14 protein-coding genes are annotated in these 19,087 nt (G+C 66.4%); 10 read left to right on the top strand and 4 right to left on the bottom strand.

The window, feature by feature from the left end; translation table 11 throughout:
- The first annotated feature begins 9 nt into the window (after positions 1-9).
- From ilvN to ACFDTH_RS05425, 5 genes are all read left to right on the top strand, one after another.
- On the top strand, positions 10-525 hold the full coding sequence (gene ilvN, locus ACFDTH_RS05445) for an acetolactate synthase small subunit (protein WP_375286495.1): 516 nt from the start codon (positions 10-12) through the stop codon (positions 523-525).
- A gap of 78 nt (positions 526-603) precedes the next feature.
- Complete coding sequence (gene ilvC, locus ACFDTH_RS05440; protein WP_375286494.1) at positions 604-1,623, top strand: ketol-acid reductoisomerase; 1,020 nt, start codon at positions 604-606, stop codon at positions 1,621-1,623.
- Positions 1,624-1,746: 123 nt separating this feature from the next.
- The gene (locus ACFDTH_RS05435; RefSeq protein WP_375286493.1) at positions 1,747-3,327 is read left to right on the top strand and encodes a calcium-binding protein; all 1,581 of its coding nucleotides are present in this window, start codon (positions 1,747-1,749) and stop codon (positions 3,325-3,327) included.
- Between the two features lie 38 nt (positions 3,328-3,365).
- Complete coding sequence (locus ACFDTH_RS05430; protein WP_375286491.1) at positions 3,366-4,118, top strand: hypothetical protein; 753 nt, start codon at positions 3,366-3,368, stop codon at positions 4,116-4,118.
- An 80-nt stretch (positions 4,119-4,198) separates the two neighbouring features.
- The gene (locus ACFDTH_RS05425; RefSeq protein WP_375286490.1) at positions 4,199-4,828 is read left to right on the top strand and encodes a YceI family protein; all 630 of its coding nucleotides are present in this window, start codon (positions 4,199-4,201) and stop codon (positions 4,826-4,828) included.
- A gap of 265 nt (positions 4,829-5,093) precedes the next feature.
- On the opposite strand, the gene ACFDTH_RS05420 is transcribed toward ACFDTH_RS05425, so the two are convergent.
- Positions 5,094-5,489 (bottom strand): BLUF domain-containing protein, encoded by a 396-nt coding sequence (locus tag ACFDTH_RS05420; protein WP_375286488.1) that lies wholly within the window; start codon positions 5,487-5,489, stop codon positions 5,094-5,096.
- 228 nt (positions 5,490-5,717) lie between these two features.
- Here ACFDTH_RS05420 and leuA point away from each other — a divergent pair, with 228 nt between their 5' ends.
- Entirely contained in the window at positions 5,718-7,373 is a 1,656-nt protein-coding gene (leuA, locus tag ACFDTH_RS05415; protein WP_375286487.1) for a 2-isopropylmalate synthase, read from the top strand.
- A gap of 44 nt (positions 7,374-7,417) precedes the next feature.
- Here leuA and ACFDTH_RS05410 read toward each other — a convergent pair whose 3' ends face one another.
- Genes ACFDTH_RS05410 through folE form a run of 3 tightly spaced genes read right to left on the bottom strand, consistent with a single transcriptional unit; the run spans position 7,418 to position 9,131 of the window.
- Positions 7,418-7,762 (bottom strand): dihydroneopterin aldolase, encoded by a 345-nt coding sequence (locus ACFDTH_RS05410; RefSeq protein ID WP_375286486.1) that lies wholly within the window; start codon positions 7,760-7,762, stop codon positions 7,418-7,420.
- Positions 7,762-8,502: an SDR family oxidoreductase gene (locus ACFDTH_RS05405; protein ID WP_375286485.1), complete on the bottom strand. Its 741-nt coding sequence runs from the start codon at positions 8,500-8,502 to the stop codon at positions 7,762-7,764. The genes ACFDTH_RS05410 and ACFDTH_RS05405 overlap by 1 nt, the downstream gene beginning before the upstream one ends.
- Positions 8,499-9,131: a GTP cyclohydrolase I FolE gene (gene folE / locus ACFDTH_RS05400; protein ID WP_375286484.1), complete on the bottom strand. Its 633-nt coding sequence runs from the start codon at positions 9,129-9,131 to the stop codon at positions 8,499-8,501. The genes ACFDTH_RS05405 and folE overlap by 4 nt, the downstream gene beginning before the upstream one ends.
- A 208-nt stretch (positions 9,132-9,339) precedes the next feature.
- On the opposite strand from folE, the gene ACFDTH_RS05395 reads away from it, so the two are divergent.
- The 4 genes from ACFDTH_RS05395 (at position 9,340) to ACFDTH_RS05380 (ending at position 19,061) form a co-directional block, all read left to right on the top strand.
- The gene (locus ACFDTH_RS05395; protein ID WP_375286483.1) at positions 9,340-12,306 is read left to right on the top strand and encodes a TonB-dependent receptor; all 2,967 of its coding nucleotides are present in this window, start codon (positions 9,340-9,342) and stop codon (positions 12,304-12,306) included.
- A gap of 127 nt (positions 12,307-12,433) precedes the next feature.
- A complete protein-coding gene (locus ACFDTH_RS05390) occupies positions 12,434-12,688 on the top strand; it encodes an SWIB/MDM2 domain-containing protein (RefSeq protein ID WP_375286482.1) in 255 nt (84 codons plus the stop codon).
- 545 nt (positions 12,689-13,233) lie between these two features.
- Positions 13,234-16,413, top strand: coding sequence for a TonB-dependent receptor (locus tag ACFDTH_RS05385; RefSeq protein WP_375286481.1), 3,180 nt, complete (start codon positions 13,234-13,236; stop codon positions 16,411-16,413).
- A gap of 86 nt (positions 16,414-16,499) precedes the next feature.
- Entirely contained in the window at positions 16,500-19,061 is a 2,562-nt protein-coding gene (locus tag ACFDTH_RS05380) for a glycosyl hydrolase 115 family protein (protein WP_375286480.1), read from the top strand.
- The last annotated feature ends 26 nt before the right edge of the window (positions 19,062-19,087 follow it).

The following is a 19,087-nucleotide window of genomic DNA, read 5'->3' as shown; positions in this document are numbered from 1 at the left end:
GAGGTTCAGATGCACATCCGAGAAGAAAAGGCCGAACGCCACACCTTGGCGGTGATCGTCGATAACGAGCCGGGCATCCTCGCCCGGATCGCCGGCCTGTTCACCGCGCGCGGCTACAATATCGAGAGCCTGACGGTGTCCGAGATCACCGCCGACAAGGCAGTGAGCCGGATCACCATCGTCACCAGCGCCAGCCCCGCGACGCTGGAGCAGATCGTCGCACAGCTCGATCGGCTGGTGCCCGTCCACAAGGTGCGCGACCTCACCGCGGAGGGCGCGCATGTCGAACGCGAGCTGGCGCTGGTCAAGGTGCAGGGCACCGGCGACCACCGGATCGAGGCGCTCCGCCTCGCCGACGTCTATCGCGCCCGTGTGGTCGATGCGACCACCACCTCCTTCGTGTTCGAGGTGACCGGCGGCATCGAGAAGATCGACAAATTCGTCGAGCTGATGGGCGAGGTCGGCCTGATCGAGGTCGCCCGCACCGGCATCGTCGCCATCGCAAGAGGACGCGAGGCGGCCTGAGTTTTCGTGTGTCCCCGCGAAGGCGGGGACTCAGCCTGGGCTCCCGCCTTCGCGGGGGCACATCCAAGGGGAACAACAATGCGTGTCTATTACGATCGCGATGCCGATCTGAACCTGATCACCGGCAAGAAGATCGCTATCCTGGGCTATGGCTCGCAGGGCCATGCCCATGCGCAGAACCTGCGCGACTCGGGCGTCGCCGAGGTCGCGATCGCGCTGCGCGAGGGCTCGGCCACCGCGAAGAAGGCTGAGGAGGCCGGCTTCAAGGTGCTGAGCAACAAGGACGCGGCGGCCTGGGCGGACATCCTGATGATCCTCGCGCCCGACGAGCATCAGGCGGCGATCTGGGAGCAGGACCTCAAGGGCAACATGAAGCCGGGCAGCGCGATCGCCTTCGCGCACGGCCTCAACGTCCACTTCGGCCTGATCGAGCCGCCCGCGGACATCGACGTGATCATGATCGCGCCCAAGGGTCCCGGCCACACCGTGCGTAGCGAATATGTCCGCGGCGGCGGCGTGCCCTGCCTGATCGCGATCCACCAGGACGCCAGCGGCAACGCGCACGACATCGCGCTGGCCTATGCCTCGGGCGTCGGCGGCGGCCGCTCGGGCATCATCGAGACCAACTTCAAGGAAGAATGCGAGACCGACCTGTTCGGCGAGCAGGCGGTGCTGTGCGGCGGCATCACCCACCTGATCCAGGCCGGGTTCGAGACGCTGGTCGAGGCCGGCTACGCCCCCGAGATGGCCTATTTCGAGTGCCTGCACGAGACCAAGCTGATCGTCGACCTGCTCTACGAGGGCGGCATCGCCAACATGCGCTACTCGATCAGCAACACCGCGGAGTACGGCGACATCACCACCGGCCCGCGGATGATCACCGAGGAGACCAAGAAGGAGATGAAGCGCGTGCTGGCCGACATCCAGTCCGGCCGCTTCGTCAAGAACTTCGTCCTCGACAACCGCGCCGGCCAACCCGAGCTGAAGGCCGCGCGCAAGGCCGCGGCGGCGCATCCGATCGAGCAGGTCGGCGCGGAACTGCGCGCGATGATGCCGTGGATCGGCGCCAACAAGCTGGTCGACAAGGCGAAGAACTGAGGCCCTCGACCCGGTCCGCGCTTGCCCGGCTGCCGTGCTCGATTGTATCGTGGCACCGTGCAGACGCGGACCGGATAGGCATGCGGGGGGCATGCGGCGGCCCGCCGGCGCTGGGGGAAATTTATGCCTGAAACTCACGTGTCCGGTCGTCGTCGCGTGCCGAGCGAGGATCCGTCGGTCCGCCTGCCCCGCGCCGCTGGCACGGAGGGCGAGCTCTACGTGGGCAGCACCGAGGACGATCGCTTCAAGGGCACCGCGAACGACGACGTCTTTGATCTGTCGGCCGGCGGGCATGACTCAGCCAAGGGCGGCGCCGGTGACGACCTGTTCAACCTGAACAATGCATTCGACGCACTCGACCGGCTGTCCGGCAGCAGCGGCTACGACACTCTGTCGACGCGCGACGTGGCCGGATCGCTGACGATCACGAGGGCGATGGCGTTCCGCATCGAAGCATTGACCGTCAGCAACAGCCAGGGGAAGGCGAACATCACGCTGGCGGACGGTGTCTCGTTTCGGGCGTTCAGCACCTGGGTCTATGAAGACGAAGGCAGCGTCAGGATCGATGCCTCGGCCTTGACCGCGAATCTCGTCTTCACCAGCCGCAGCCGGCACAATGTGCTGATCGGCGGAAGCGGCGACGACCTGTTCGTCGCCGATGCCTATTACATGGCCGGCAACACCTTCAACGGCGGTGCAGGTGAGGACACGGTATCCTTTGCCGCAGCGGTGAGCGGCAGAACCGTTGACCTGCGTCCGGCCGGCACGCCCGGCGCGACCTACCGGCTGGTCGGCATCGAGAACATCGTCGGCACCGGCTTCAGCGACACCCTGACCGGATCGGCGGCCGACAATTGGTTCGTGTCCAACGGCTTCGACGATCGCCTGGTCGGGCTCGGCGGCGATGACGCGTTCACGGTCGGGCGCGGCCTCGGCTACTCCGCCGAACCACGCACGGTGGTGGATGGCGGCACCGGCATCGATCTGCTCGACTTCGACGATCTCGGCCGCGCCACCGGCTATGTCGTCGTCGATCTCGGCAAGACGGGCTTTCAGGACACCCGCGGCGGCGGCACCATGCAGATCACCTCCGTCGAAAACATCTCCGGCACCGCCTTCGACGATTATCTCACCGGCGGTCGGGGCGCGAACGCGCTTTACGGCGGGGGTGGCGGCGACACGCTGAGGGGCGGTGACGGAAACGATCTGCTGCTGGGCGACCAGTCGATGGCCGGGACGAAGGACGGCGTGCACTACATCGCACCGCGGCTCGCCACGGCTCGGACGGGGGGCGATGACGCGCTCTACGGCGGTGCCGGAAACGATCGGCTGTTCGGCCATGCCGGCGACGACCTGCTGATCGGCGACCGCGGCGCGGACGAGCTGACCGGGGGATTGGGCAAGGACATCTTCTACTACCACGGGATTGGCGACAGCCGCGGCAAGGGGATCGACACGATCCTGGATTTCGGCCGCGGCGACCGCATCCATGTCGCCCACATCGACGCCGACACGTCCGAGCGGGGCAATCAGGCGTTCCACTTCGGCGCGACCGCAGACCACACCGGCGACATCATCGTCCACTTCGACGCTGCCGCAGGCATGACGATCGCGGATTTCCATGTCGATGGCGACGGCATCGCCGACATGACCATCCATCTCGCCGGGGAGATCGTGCTGACCGCACGCGACTTCGTTCTCTGATCTCACCCGGCTGAAGCAAAGCGGCTAGAGGCAGGCCGATGGCCGGCTCCGCCTCTTCCTATCGGTCGCAGGGCGGAGCGGGCAGCCGCGCCGTTTCGGCGCTGCTGTCGGTCGCGATCGCCGCCGGCATCATCGCGCTGCTGATCCTGGCGGGGCTGATGCCGAAGGTGTTCGTGCCGTTCGGCGGTCGCGGCCTCTCGACCTTCGATGTGGCCGGGGAGGAGGCGCCCGCCGCCACCGTCGCGCCGCGCGAGCGGCAGCGTGCGACCGCCAAGCCAAAGGCGGCGAGCGCCCCGGCGAAGGCACCGCCGCCGCCAAGGCCTACCGCCGTGCCCGAGGAACAGACGGCGCCCTCCGGCATGATCGAACTGTCCCCGTCCGATTTCGCCGCCACCGACATCGGCCGCATCCGCGGTACCGCGCCGGCCCGCGGTGAGGCGGACGCGGGCACCGCCTCGACCGGCCGCGCCGTCGCTGGCCCGAGCCTCGCGCCCGGCGGCAAGACGCTCTACGCCGCGGACTGGTATCGCGAGCCGAGCCGCGCCGAAATCGCGCCCTACATGCCCGCGGGCGCCTCACAAGGCTGGGGGATGATCGCGTGCCGCACGGTCGAGCGTTTCCATGTCGAGGATTGCCGGGTGATCGGCGAGACGCCCGGGTCTCGCATCGGCCAAGGGCTGCGTCAGGCGGCGTGGCAGTTCCTGGTGATCCCCCCGCGCGAGAATGGCCGGCCGATGCTGGGCACCTGGGTGCGAATCCGCTTCGATCTCGTACGCGGGGTGGAGCCCTAAACGGACCGTTTCGCCCGCACGGGCTTTGCGCGACGCGCGCTCTGTGGTTCAATCACGGGCAGATAACAGGGAGTCTCGCCATGCGCCTCGTCTTCGCCGCCGCCCTCGCCCTCGCCTCCACCGCTGCACTGGCGCAGGCGCCCGCCGCCGCGCCAGGCAGCAAGAACGCCGCCGCGATCACCGGCGGCACCTACACCGCCGATCCGGGCCACACTTTGGTGACCTGGACGCTCGATCACCTCGGCTTCTCGCCCTACACCGGGATTTTCGGCGACGTCTCCGGCACGCTGACCCTCGATCCGAAGAACCCCTCCGCCGCAAAGGTAGACATGACCATCCCGGTTTCGAAGGTCACCACGGCGAGCAGTGGCCTCACCGCGCACCTGCTGCGCGCCGGCAAGGACGGCGGCAAACCCGATTTCTTCGGCGCCAGCCCAGCCGACGCACGCTTCGTTTCCACCAGCGTGCAGGTGTCCGGCCAGTCTGCCAAGGTGACCGGCAACCTGACCCTCAACGGCGTCACCAAGCCGGTGACGCTGGACGCGACCTTTTATGGCGCGGGCAAGGCGCCCGCGCAGATGGGCGGCAAGGAGAATGTCGGTTTCCACGCCACCGGCACCATCCAGCGCAGCCAGTTTGGCCTGGGCTTCGGCGTGCCGATGGTCGGCGACGCAGTGAAGCTCGACATCGCCGCCGCGTTCCAGAAGTAAGCGCCCGGTTCGTACCGCGGCGTCGTCACCTCCCCACCGGGTGTTTGTCGGCGCTGCGGTCGCGACCGGACCGTTTCCTACAAGGCCGCTGTGTGGTAAGGTTTCGCCGCGCTCTTTGACTTCGTTGACTCGCTCTGACCCGCCATGGGCGGTGGCACACGGACCCGCTAGTCTGACGCATCAGGCTGGGAACGTCGTCGATGTTGTCAACTTAGTGTCAACTTAGGGTGACCTTCGAGCGGACGGCCGCCCTTCTCGCTTGCGATCACGCCGCTCGGCGCGCCGCGACCAGCCCCTCGAATGTGCCACGCACCGCCGGCGACGCGCCTGCCAGCACCGCCCGCATACGATCGTCGAACGCATCGGCGCTGTCGAGCGGCCCACGCGACACCATCGACCATTCTCCGAACTCACGCCCGCCGATCGTCCGGTCGTGCAGCACCACGATGCCGCGGTGGCGCGGGTCCGCGGCGATTCGGTCGAAGGTCGTCTGCACCGCGGCATCCTCGCCCTCAAGCACCTGGAGGAAGCGCTTGCCATCGCCCCAGAGCAGCCCGGTGACGCCGACCCGCCGGTTGTTGCGGATCGATTGGCCGACGATTGCGGCCATATCGACTGCCGCTCCGCGCACCGCCGAACTGATGTAGAGCAATTGACGCATGTTAGCTTTCCTTCGAGCCTCCCCGGCGTGAAAGAAGCCAATAGGTTCAAGCTCTTGCCAAACACTCAACGCGTCGGGCTGGACAAGCGCGCCGCCCCCCGCCATGCATCGTCCCGCAATGCAGCGCGCGCTTCGACTTATCCGCCCTTAGGGGCGACGCAACCCGGCACGCGCTCCTGAGGGCTGTCCACTGACCCGCCGGTCTCTCTGGCCACGAGGCTGACCTTCATGCTGCGCGATCCTTCGACCAAATACCGACCCTTTCCCGCAATCGACCTGCCCGACCGGCAATGGCCCTCACGCACCATCACCCGCGCGCCGCGCTGGCTCTCCACCGACATGCGCGACGGCAACCAGGCGCTGATCGACCCGATGGACGCCGAGAAGAAGCAGCGCTTCTTCGACCTGCTGGTCAAGGTGGGGATCAAGGAGATCGAGGTCGGCTTCCCCAGCGCGGGCGCGACCGAGTTCGACTTCATCTCCGGCCTGGTCCGTGCCGGCGTGCCCGAGGACGTGACGGTGCAGGTGCTCACCCAGGCGCGCCGCGACCTGATCGAGACCAGCTTCGCCAGCCTGGACGGCGCGCATTCGGCAATCGTCCACCTCTACAATGCGGTCAGCCCCGCCTGGCGCCGCATCGTCTTCGGCATGGACCGCGCCGAGGTGAAGGCGATCGCGGTCGAGGGCGCCAAGGTGCTCCGCGACGAGGCGGCCAAGCGCCCGAACACGCGCTGGCAGTTCGAATACAGCCCGGAAACCTTCTCCACCGCCGAGCTCGACTTCTCGGTCGAGGTCTGCGCTGCGGTGATGGAGGTGCTGTGCCCAACGCCCGAGGCGCCGATCATCCTCAACCTGCCTGCGACGGTCGAATGTGCAACGCCCAACGTCTATGCCGACCAGATCGAGTGGTTCTGCCGCAACCTGCCGAATCGCGACGCGGCGGTGATCTCGCTGCACACCCACAACGATCGCGGCACCGGCGTTGCCGCGGCCGAACTGGGGCTGATGGCGGGCGCCGATCGGGTCGAGGGCTGCCTGCTCGGCAACGGCGAGCGCACCGGTAATTGCGATCTCGTGACCGTCGCGCTCAACATGTACACGCAGGGGGTCGATCCCGGGCTGGACCTGTCCGACATCGACGCGATCGTGAAGACGGTGGAATATTGCACCCGCATCCCCGTCCACCCGCGCACGCCCTATGCCGGCGACCTCGTCTTCACCGCCTTCTCCGGCTCGCATCAGGACGCGATCAAAAAGGGCTTCGCGGCGCAGGCCGCGCGCAACGACGATCTGTGGGAAGTGCCCTACCTGCCGATCGACCCGGCAGACCTCGGCCGCAGCTACGAAGCGGTGATCCGGGTCAACTCGCAGTCGGGCAAGGGCGGCGTCGCCTGGGTGATCGAGCAGGACAAGGGGCTGAAGCTGCCCAAGCGCATGCAGGCGGACTTCAGCCGCCACATCCAGGCGCTCGCCGACGAGACCAGCCGCGAGCTCAACGCCGCCGACATCTGGGGCGCCTTCGAGCAGGCGTACCTCCCCTCGGCTGACGATCGCTTCGTGCTGCGCGACTATGACGAAAGCGGCGGGCCGGGCGACCGGCTGTTCGTCGGCCGGGTGGCGATCGACGGCGAGGAGCGCTCTTTGTCGGGGCGCGGCAACGGGCTGATCTCCGGCGTGATCGCGGCTTTGGCCGAGTCGACCGGACCCGACCTCTCCGTCATCGACTATGCCGAACATGCCATCGGCCATGGCGCCGACGCGCAGGCGGCGGCGTATGTCGAATGCCGCACCAGTGACGGGCGAACGGTCTGGGGCGTCGGCATCGACACCGACATCGCCACCGCCAGCGTCCGCGCGGTGCTGAGCGCGGCAAACCGGGCGTGACCTCCACCGTCATCCCCGCAGGGGCGGGGATGACGCGAGGGAAGTTAGCGTGTACGCACGATCTCGCATCCGACCGTCGCATCCGGATACACGTCCAGCTTGACCGAGCGGACTCGCACCTTTCGGACACGTAGATCGGTGAGGCACAGGTCGGCTATCGACTCCACCAAAGTTTCCTGGAGCGCGAACCCTTTCGTCGCCAGAGCGTGGATACTCTGCCGCAGGAAGTCGTAGTCGAGCACCGCATCGATCCGGTCCTCCGGCACCGCGGGATACTCCACGGTGAGGTGTACGGACACGCGGATGCGCTGCGGCTCGGCCTCGTGCGGGTGGATGCCGAGGCGCATCGCCACGTCGAGGTCGTCGAGCAGGATCGTGTAGTCGGGCATCAGTCCGCCGCGAACATCACGTCGCCGTCGCGCTTGCAGAAGCGCTGGCCGCTGTCGACGAAGATGGTCTGGCCGGTGACGCTGCGCGCGCCGATCAGCCAAGCAACCGCGTCAGCCACCGATTCCGCCCCGACCGGACGCTCCAGCAGGTTGCGGCGGGCGACCTGCTCGAACTCCTTCGCCGACTGGCCGCCGCTCGGCAGCGTGAGGCCGGGGGCAACCGCGTTGACGCGGACCCGCGGCGCGAGCGCCTGAGCGAGCATGATGGTCGCCCCCTCCAGTGCCGTCTTGGTGAGGGTGTAGGAGAAGAAATCCGGGTTAGGATTCGCGAGCTTCTGGTCGAGGAGGTTGATCACCACGCCCTCGGCCAGATCAGGCTGGCGGGCGAGTTCGGCGGCCAGCGCGACCGGAGCAGCGATATTGGTGGCGACCAGCGACTGGAGCAGGGCTGCGTCGAACCGCTCGGGCCGGTCGAACTCGAAACGTGAGGCGGAGTTGACCAGACCGGCGATCGGCATGCCCGCCGCCTCCCGCGCCGCAGCGAACAGGCGCGGCAGTGCGGCAAGATCGGAAAGGTCCCCTTGCACGGTCGATGCGCCGATCTCCGCTGCGGTTGCGTGCGCCTCGTCAGCGGAACTCCGGTAATGGATCACCACCCGGTGCCCGTCCGCCGCCAGCCGGCGCGCGATCGCCGCGCCCAGCCGCTTGGCGCCGCCGGTGACCAGCACCGCCGCAGTCACGCGCGGCCCTGCATGCCCATCAGCCGCAACACCTCCGCCCGGCTGCGCTCATCCTCGCGGAACACGCCCATCATCCGGCTGGTCACCATCGACACGCCGGGGGTGCGTACGCCGCGCGCAGTCATGCACGCGTGGCTCGCCTCGATCACCACCGCCACGCCCTGCGGCTGGAGGCCGTGCCAGATGCAGTCGGCGACCTCGGCGGTCAGCCGTTCCTGCACCTGCAAGCGCCGCGCGAAGGCGTGGAGAACTCGGGCAAGTTTCGAGATGCCGACGACATGATCCTTGGGGAGATAGGCGATATGCGCCCGGCCGATGATCGGCGCCATGTGGTGCTCGCAATGTGACTGGAAAGGAATGTCGCGCAGCAGCACGATCTCGTCATAGCCGCCGACTTCCTCGAACACGCGCGAAAGATGATGCGCGGGATCCTCTCTATAGCCGGCGCAATATTCCCGCCATGCGCGCGCCACGCGCTGCGGCGTATCGGCCAGCCCCTCCCGTTCGGGATCGTCGCCTGCCCAGCGGATCAGCGTGCGCACCGCATCGGCGACGTCCTGCGGCACCGTGATCTTGCCATCGGGGCCGATCAGGTCACCGTCCTCGGGTTCGCCAGCCACGATCGTCATCGTCATCCTTGTCCATGGTTCATCCGCTGCGATGCAGCAGAACAATTCTTCGAAAACGCAGATGTTCCCCTTTGGCCACAATGGTGCGGACACGCAAGAATGGCGCGATTATCTGGATTGACGTAACAAAAGTTCGGTCGTTACTCTCCATACCCAATCGTGGAAGACCACGAGGCCGGCGAAGACCGGCGACATGGAGGAGGGGATGATGAGCAAGTTCGAACTGCTTGCCGCGTCGGCAATTGCGCTGGTTGCGGCCGCTCCGGCCGTTGCCCAGACTGCCGGGACTTCGCCGGTGGGCAATACCGCAACTCCGAACGCGCCAGAGGAGAGTGGCGGCGTTCCAGCCGGCCAGGGCGCCTATGCCGGCGACATCATCGTCACCGCCCAGCGCCAGTCGCAGCGTCTGCAGGACGTGCCGATCGCCGTGTCCGCCTTCAACGCCGAATCGCTCGACAAGCAGCAGATCGACAATGCGTCCGACCTGCAGCTGACGCTGCCCAACATCACCTTCTCCAAGGGCAACTTCACCGCCTCCACCTTCACCATCCGCGGCATCGGCGACCTGTGCGTGGGCATCTCCTGCGACCAGGCGACCGCTATCCACACCAACGGCTCGCCCTTGCTCGCCACACGCATCTTCGAAACCGAATATTTCGATCTCGATGGGATCGAGGTGCTACGCGGTCCGCAGGGCACCCTGTTCGGCCGCAACGCCACGTCCGGCGTGGTCAATCTGATCACCGCCAAGCCGCGCACCGACAAGTTCGCCGCATCGGGTGAGGCTGAGATCGGCAACTATGAATCGATCCGCGGCAAGGCAATGATCAACCTGCCGCTGACCGAGACTCTGGCGGTTCGCGTCGCCGGCTTCTACCTCAAGCGCGACGGCTACACCCGCAACCTCTACCGCGACACCAATATCGATGGGCGCAATATGTGGGCGGTGCGCGGCTCGCTGCGGTGGGAACCCTCGATCGATACCACGATCGACCTGATGGGCTATTACTTCAAGGAGGATGACGACCGGCTGCGCATTCAGAAGCAGCTGTGCCAGCGCGATCCAACCGGCACGCTCGGCTGCCTCAATGCGCGACGTGACGCGGGCCGGACCAACACCAACTCCAGCTTCACCGGCACGTTGGGCAGCCGCGAGTTCCTGGGCATCACCTTCGCCAATCCGGCGCTGGGCCAGCTATTGGGGCTTAACAGCCTGTACGGACCGGACAGCTACACCGGATCGGTCAACCCGCAGGACCCGCGCGAGGTGAACACCGACTTCACACCCACCTACAAAACCGACGAGCTCCAGATCCAGGGGCGAATCGACCACAACTTCGGGCCGATCCGCGCGCAATTGACCGGCATCTACCAGGAAACCAGCGTCGATTCGTCGCAGGACTACAACCTGGGCGTGTCCAATCGGTCGCTGATCCAGCCGGCACTGAACGGCCTGGCCGCCCTGGCCGCAGGCGCCGTGCCGGGCGTCCCCGGCGCCTATTTCGCGCCGATCGCCGCGGCGCTGATCCCGGACGGGCCGGGAGGGCAGGTCTGCACCTCGCTGCCGCAGTTGAATGGGCTCGGCTCCTATGGCGGTGCGAAGCGCTGCGCCACCGTGCCAGCCGCCTTCGACCGTTCCACCCAGAAGACGCGGCTTTGGTCCGCCGAGGCGATCGTCTCGTCGGACTTCGACGGGATGTTCAACTTCCTGCTCGGTGGCATTTATGTCGATGGCCGGATCAGCGACGGCGACTATTACGTCAACGCCTTCGCCATCGACTATGTCACGGGCATCCTGGGCAGCTTCCAGTCGCTCAGCGCGGGGCTGCCGCCCTCGTTTCTGGGCACGCCCTATTTCCATAATGCCACGCCACGCTTCGGGCTCAAGTCCTATGGCATCTTTGGGGAAACCTACTTCGACTTCAACGATCGTCTCAAGCTGACGCTAGGCCTGCGCTACAACAACGACAAGAAGTCGCTGCGCGCGCGCTCTACGCTCGCCAGCTTTTTGGTCCCCTATGGACAGACCGGCAGCGCCTACGACTCGCCATATTACGGCAGCTATGATGCCGATCCGGTGACGCCCGGTATACAGCCCGTCCAGATCCGCAATCGGACCTTCGACAAGATCACCGGCCGCGCCGTACTCGACTACAAGGTCACCGACGACAACCTGCTCTATCTGTCCTATTCGCGCGGCTACAAGTCCGGCGGCTTCAATCCCGCGGTGCAGGTGCCCGGCCTCACCATCGCCGACGCCTTCGAGCCCGAGCAGATCGACGCCTTCGAGGTCGGGTCGAAGAACACGTTCGCCGGCGGCAAGCTGATGCTGAACCTCACCGGCTTCTACTACAAGTACAAGGGCCTCCAACTCAGCCGCATCGTTGCGCGGTCCTCGATCAACGACAATGTCGATGCCAACATCTGGGGCGTCGAGGCGGAGGCGGTGGTCCGGCCCGATCCGAGTGTCGTCGTCAACATCGGCGCCAGCTATCTGAAAACCGAGGTGACAACCAACGATCCGTTCATCAATCAGCGCGATCCGTCCGGCGGCGACCCGAACACCGTGATCGTCAAGGACATCGGCGCCGCCTTCAATTGCGTGGTGCGGGCCAATGCCGGCGGCGTGGCTGCCGCCGAAGGTTTCGTCACCGCGGTGAACGCCAACCTCGGGTTGCGCGGCCCCTCCCCTTACCCATCAGACGCCAATCTGGGCGCGCGCAGCGGTGCCTTTGGCCTGTGCAGCGTGCTGCAAACCGCAGCGGCGACAACCGGCGGCGCGATCAGCGTGCTCGACGGCGTAGGAGTCAGCATCAAGGGCAACGCGCTGCCGCAGGCGCCGGTGGTCAAGGTTTCGGCCGGCATCCAGAAGACGTTCGACTTCGCCAACGGCTGGTCGCTGGTCCCCCGCATGGACCTGGCCTATACCGGCGAAAGCTACGGCAATATCTTCAACGGCGCGATCAACAAAGTGCCCGGCTATGAAGTCGCCAACGCGCAGATCCAGCTCAATGGCGCCAGCGATCGGTGGTTCGTGCGCGCCTTTGTCCAGAACATCTTCGACAACAACGCGCTGACCGGCCTGTACCTGACGGATCAGTCCTCGGGCCTGTTCACCAACGTGTTCACACTTGAGCCGCGGCGTTACGGCCTGTCGGCCGGATTCAAGTTCTGAGGGTGCGCAGGGCCGCTCCTCCACGGGGGAGGTGACAAGCGGCCCGCCACGGCGCACAAGGGTCGGCACGCTCTCCCTCGGGCGTATGCATTCCCGTCGAGTGTTCGGCGTAACAGGAAGGAAGGACATGGCTACCAAGACCGGCGGCATTCACGCCCCCGTGCAACCCTCGGAAGAGCTCGGGGCCGTTGTCGGCACCGACCGGCTGCCGCGCAGCGAGGTGATCAGCAAGGTGTGGGAATATATCAAATCCAACAACCTTCAGAATCCCGAGAACAAGCGCGAAATCCTGGCGGACGACAAGCTGAAGAAGGTCTTCGGCAAGGACAAGGTCACCATGTTTGAGATGAACAAGTACATCTCGCAGCACGTGAAGGCATAAGGCCCGGGCGATCCCGCTGCGGCGGGGTCGCTTTCGGACGGCGTCGGGCTCTCGACGCCATGGACCGTCGGCAGGGCCAGCGACTGCGGACGGCACCGATCCAGGCAGCCGTCCCCCCGGATCCGGTCCGCATGCGACCTGCTGGTCGCGCGGGAACACACCATCATCTCACCCGAAGCGGAGCGGCGGCTTGACCGGTCCGCGTTTCGGCCGCGGCTGCCTGACCCGGCAGGCGTTCGCGATCGGCACCAAGGCCGTGCCCCGAAGTCGCAACATGATGCGATGCAGGTGCTGAGACGCACGCCGAATTTCGAAGCGAATGGCGGGTGAGTCGCTAACGGACTTCCCCACCGATGAGTTCGCCGCCTTTCGCGTGTTTCAAGCACAGTTGAGAAGCACAGCCAGGCCATCACCCCGCCACTCTTCCACTGGCGCTCAGACTCCCGCTTGACAGCAAATGGCCGCAAGACTAGGCCTGATGGTGATAGCGCTACCACATGGCGCCGCGACCTGCATCAGCAGGGGTGAAGAAAGGGGAGGATCGAATGGTTTCAGGTATTCGTGCGTTGCGTTGCGGCCTGCTCGGTGCGGCCGCGATTTCCGGCTTCGCCTATCCCGCGATCGCCGTGGCGCAGGACGCCGGCACGACCGCGGTCGAGAGCGCGCCGCCGGTCACCGCCCCTGAGCAGCAGGGCGCCACCAACACCCAGCCAACCGAGATGGACTCCTCCTCGCCCGATCAGCCGCCGGCCGATCCGGCCGCAGGCGAAGGCGAGGACATTGTCGTCACCGGCTACCGGGCCTCGCTGCAGAGCCAGACCAACGCCAAGAGGAACTCGGTCGGGTTTACCGATACCATTTTCGCCGAGGACATCGGCAAATTCCCCGACACCAACATCGCCGAGTCGGTGAACCGCATCCCCGGCGTCACCATCAGCCGCGAGGTCACTGGCGAAGGCGCCAACGTCGCGATCCGCGGACTGGGCACGAACTTCACGCGCGTGTTGCTGAACGGCGCGCCGGTGGCGATCGCTTCCGTCCGCTTCGACGCGCAGAGCACCAATCGCGAGGTCGATCTCGACCTGCTGCCCACCGAGCTGTTCACCCAGCTGACCGTCAGCAAGTCGCCCGTCGCGAGCCAGGTGGAAGGCGGCGCCGCCGGCACCGTCAACCTGCGCACCGCGCGGCCATTCGACAATCCCAAGCCGTACATCAGCTACGGGCTCCAGGGATCCAAGGTCAGCGGCGCGGACAAATGGGGCTATCGCGGCCACGTCCTCGCCAGCGCCACCTTCGGTGAATTCGGCGTGCTGGTCGGCGCCGCCGCGGTGCGCAACGAGTTTGCGGTTGATGGCTATGAGACGATCGGCTGGACCAATCCGAACCTGTCCGCGACGCAGCGCCCGACCGGCGCCAACCCGACCGGCGGCGGCAACTTCTCGATCCCCGGCGTCGTGCCGGCGAACGCAGGGAATGGCCTAACCCCGGGGACGGTGATCGATCAGGCGTTCCTGCTCGCCAACAATCCCGGCGCGACGATCGACCAGATCGACAACGGCCTGATCCCACGCCTCAGCCGCCCCCGTACCGAGCGCGGGTTCCGCGAGCGGCAGAACTTCATCGGCTCGCTGGAATGGCGGCCGAGCGACTCGCTGCGCTTCTACCTCGACGGCATGTACGGCCGGCGTGATACCGAGTTCACCCGCACCGCGATGAACTGGGTGGGCCGCAACGGCGCCGCCATCCCGCTCAACACCACCTATGATCGCACCGACTGCGCCACCGGCTGTGTGGTGACCGGCGGCACCTATGCCAATGCGCAGTTCTTCCTCGAATACCGGCCCTACAAGGACAAGCAGGACTTCTGGGGCGTAAACCCAGGTGCCGAGTTCACGGTCAACGACTGGATCAGCGGCGACATCCAGGCGAACTATACCAAGAGCACCTTCCGGCGCGAGAGCCCGACCGTGCTGGTGATTACCCCGCCATCGAGCGGCGTCACCGTCGACTACAAGAACGACGGCGGCATCCCGCAGATCTCGACTAACATCGACCTAAACGATCCGAACAACTTCGGTTGGGCGGGCGGTGGCCGCGTCAACCTAAATGGTGAGGAGCGCGAGACCGAGACCAAGGGGGTCCGCGGCAGCCTTCTGTTCGGCGATGCCCAGCGTTTCAGCGTTCGCATCGGCGGTGCCTATGACGACACCAAGCGCCGGATCACGCCGTTCGATGCCACGAACCCGTGGCAGAACCTGATCTGCGGCAACAATCCCAGCGTGAACCTGCCCACGCCGAACACCGCCACTACCCCCTGCACCGGCCTGAACGAGCCCGGCACGGTGCCGCCCGCCGGCTTCCCGACCTATCCGGGCTATGGCACCAACTTCACTGCGGGCGGCGCGCCGATCAGTTATGGTGGCTCGGTGATCCCCACCGCGGCAGTGCCGAGCTACCTGCTGCCGGGCAGCAACGGCTTCATCACCGTCGATTGGAACAAGTTCAAGAGCGCGACCAACTACGACCAGTTGCTCGCCAATGCCGACGAGACCGGCTCGGGCAGCAGCGGTGCCAATGGCGGTTTGATCCAGGAAAAGGTCACCGGCATCTTCGCTGAGACGAACGGTGTGATCGAGTTCGGCGACAACACGCTGCGACTGAACGGCGGCATCCGTTACGTCCGCACCGAGCAGATCGTCGGCGGCCGCGTCAGTGTGCCCGATCCGCGTAACGCCACCATCCCGGACGGCGGCCGCTACCCGAACCAAGTCACATTTCCGACCACTACCACGCTGTACTCCAACTTCCTGCCGTCGCTGAACATCGCCCTCGATCTGGGCGGCAAGGCGGTCGCGCGCGGCTCGCTGTCGCGGACGATGACGCGGCCCGATCCGAACGCGATGCTGCCGGGCGCCAGCTTCGTCCAGCCGTCGGCGGACGTCGGCACGGTGGGCAACAGCGCGCTTAACCCGTACATCTCGGACAATATCGACGTCGGCTTCGAATATTACACCGGGCGCGAGGGTGTGATCGCGGTGGCGGCGTTCCGCAAGTCGATCACCGGCTTTACGGTGAACGGCCTCCAGACGGTGCCCTTCTCCTTCCTGGAGCCCTACGGCATCACCATCGACTCGCTGACCGCGGCGCAGCGCGACGCGCTGGCCAGTCGCGCTAACGGCGGTCCGCTCACCGCTGTGCCGATCGTCATTCAGCAGCAGGTGAACGCGGACGGCAAGCTCAAGGTGAACGGTCTCGAGTTCCAGCTGACCCAGCCACTCGACTTCATCACCAAGTATATCGGCGTCGAGGGATTCGGCTTCCAGGGTAACCTGACGCTGATCGACCAGAAGGGCGAGGGCCAGGGTGCGCCGGCTGTGGCGATCGGCGTCGCGCCGACCACCTACACGCTGACCGGCTACTACGAGGGTAACGGCCTTTCGCTGCGGCTGACCCAGACCTTCAATGAAGGTTCGCAGGGGTCGGGCCTGAACCAGAACGGCATCCCGCAGGCGGCGATCTTCGGACGCGACTACAACCAGCTCGATTTCTCCGGCAACGTCGATCTCGCGAAGATTTTCAAGAATGATTACCTGCCGACCCTGGTGGTGAACGTGATCAACATCACCAAGGAAGCGCAGAGCAGCTACTTCCAGTTCGAGAACGCGACCTTCAACGAATATAATCCCGGCCGTACCGTCCTGGTCGGCATCCGGGGTCGGTTCTAAAGTCCCTCTGGGGCCTTTCGTGGGTCCTCTTAACGGGGCTGGTCGTTTTACGGCCGGCCCCCTTTTTTTGCCCGAAGGGGACGGACATGAACATCTTCCGCATCGCTGCCGCACTCGTGCTCACGCTTCCTGCTGCTGCTTATGCTGCGCCGACCTGTCCGGGCGCGGTGACTATGTGTTCGTCGGAACAGCCCGGCAGCTTCGCGCTGGTCCGCTCCGGCCGCCCCGCCACGGTGCTGGTGGATGAAGAGGCCGATCCGGCGGTGCGCCATGCCGCGGACGGCTTTGCGGCTGACCTCGCGCGGATCAGCGGCCAGCCCGCTTCCCGCGCGACAGCCATCACCGCGCCATCGGGACCGCTGGTCGTGATCGGCGTCGCAGGCCATAGCGCCGCGATCGATGATCTCGTCCGCCGCGGCAAGATCGCGGTCGCCGACCTCGCCGGCCAGTGGGAGGCCTATCGCCAGATCGTCGTCGACCGTCCCTATCCCGGCGTCGAGCGCGCGCTGGTGATCGTCGGCGCGGATCGCCGCGGCGCGGTATTCGGTGCCTATGACCTGTCCGAGAAGATGGGCGTCTCCCCCTGGCACTGGTTCGCCGACGTGCCGGTCACACGCCGCACAGACCTGTTCGTCACCGCCGGAGCGCGCCGCGACCAGCCCAAGGTGAAATACCGCGGCTTCTTCATCAACGACGAGGCCCCTGCCCTCAACAGCTGGGCCAAGAAGCGGTTCGGCGGCTTCAACCACCAGATGTACGCCCACGTCTTCGACCTGCTGCTGCGGATGAAGGGCAATTACCTGTGGCCCGCGATGTGGGAGCCGCAGGCGTTCAACGCCGACGACCCGCAGAACATGGTGCTTGCCGATGCGACGGGCGTAGTCATGGGCACCTCCCACCATGAGCCGATGACCCGCGCGCATGCCGAATGGCACCGCAATACCGACAAGGGGGTGACCGGCGGCAAGTGGGATTACGCCAGCAACGCCGCCAACCTGCGCACCTTCTGGCGCGGCGGGATCGAGCGGATGATGGGCAAAGGCGACGGCACGCCGTACGAGAACGTCGTCACACTCGGCATGCGCGGCGACGGCGACGAGGCGATGGCGGAGGGTACCGCGACCGAGCTGCTGGAGCGGATCGTTGCCGACCAGCGCAAGATCATCGCCGATGTCACCGGCAGGCCCGCCGAGCAGACGCCGCAAGTCTGGGCGCTCTACAAGGAAGTGCAGGACTATTACGACCACGGCATGCGCGTGCCGGACGACGTTACCCTGCTGTTCTCCGACGACAATTGGGGCCAGATCCGCCGCCTGCCAACCGCCGACCTCGATCGCAGAGGCGGTTACGGCGTCTATTACCACTTTGACTATGTCGGCGGCCCGCGCAACTACAAGTGGCTCAACACCAGCCAAATGGAAAAGACCTGGCAGCAGATGGACCTCGCCTGGGCGAAGGGCGCGCGGGCGCTGTGGATCGTCAACGTCGGCGACATCAAGCCGATGGAGTTCCCGCTCAGTTTTTTCATGAAGCAGGCCTGGGACCCGGAGGCGATGACGCTGGAGGCGATGACGCGCTTTCCCGCCGACTGGGCGGGCGCGACCTTCGGGCCGGCGCAGGCGAATGCGATCGCCGAGTTGGTCACACGCTACAGCCAATATGCCGCACGGCGGAAGCCGGAGCTGATCGACGCTGCTACGTTTACGCCCGAGGAGTTCGATGCCTTCGTCGGCGAATGGTCGAGGCTGGAAGGTGACATGGCCCGCGTCAAGGCGGCGCTGCCAGCCGACGGCCGCGACGCCTATCTCCAGCTGGTCGAACATCCGATCGCGGCGATGGCGAACCTGTATCGGCTGCACCGGGCGGTCGCCTGGAACCGTCGTCTCGCCGCGGCCAACGATCCGCGCGCCAACGGCTATGCCGACCAGGCCGAAGCGGCGTTCCGGCGCGATGCGGAGCTCACCGCCGCCTATCACGCCGCGAACGGAGGCAAGTGGGATGGCATGATGAGCCAGATCCACATCGGCTACACTAACTGGCAGCAGCCCGAGGCGCAGGTGATGCCGCCGGTGACGCGCGTGCCCGCCACGGCGGTCGCCAGGCCGGTGCCCACGGCCGCGCCGGCATCGACGATCGTCGGCATCGAGGCGCCGGATTATGCGCGCGCGGTGGACGGCGCCGGGCTGCACTGGCGCGTAATCCCCAATCTCGGCCGGACCAAGGGCGCGGTCACCGCATTGCCGCAGGGCCGTCCCGCCACCACCGAACGCGACGCCGTGCGGCTCGAATATGATGTGACGCTTCCCGCCGGCGGCGATGTCTCCGCCTGGTTGACCCTGGTGCCGACGCTCGACGTGTCGGGCAAGAACCAGCTTCGCATCGGCGTGTCGCTCGACGATGGCCCGGTGCAGGTGCTGACCGACAGCCTGATCCCCGCGCCGACCGACAGCCCGCTCCAGGCGCAGAAGGACTGGAACCGGGCGGTGGAAGACAATGCCCGCGTCCTTCAGGCGCGCTTCCCCGGCACTCCGGCGGGCCGGCACGTCCTCAAGGTCTGGCGGATCGACGACAATGTCGTGCTGCAACGACTGGCGATCGGCACCGGGGCGTTGCCGAAAGCCTATCTCGGCGCGCCCGCACGCCGCTAGCGAGCGCTTGTGCTCCCCCATCCCGG

The organism is Sphingomonas sp., from assembly GCF_042096255.1.
GTDB lineage: Bacteria > Pseudomonadota > Alphaproteobacteria > Sphingomonadales > Sphingomonadaceae > Sphingomonas.
The sequence above is the reverse complement of the archived record's forward strand: the minus strand, read 5'-3'. Positions and strand labels throughout refer to the sequence as shown.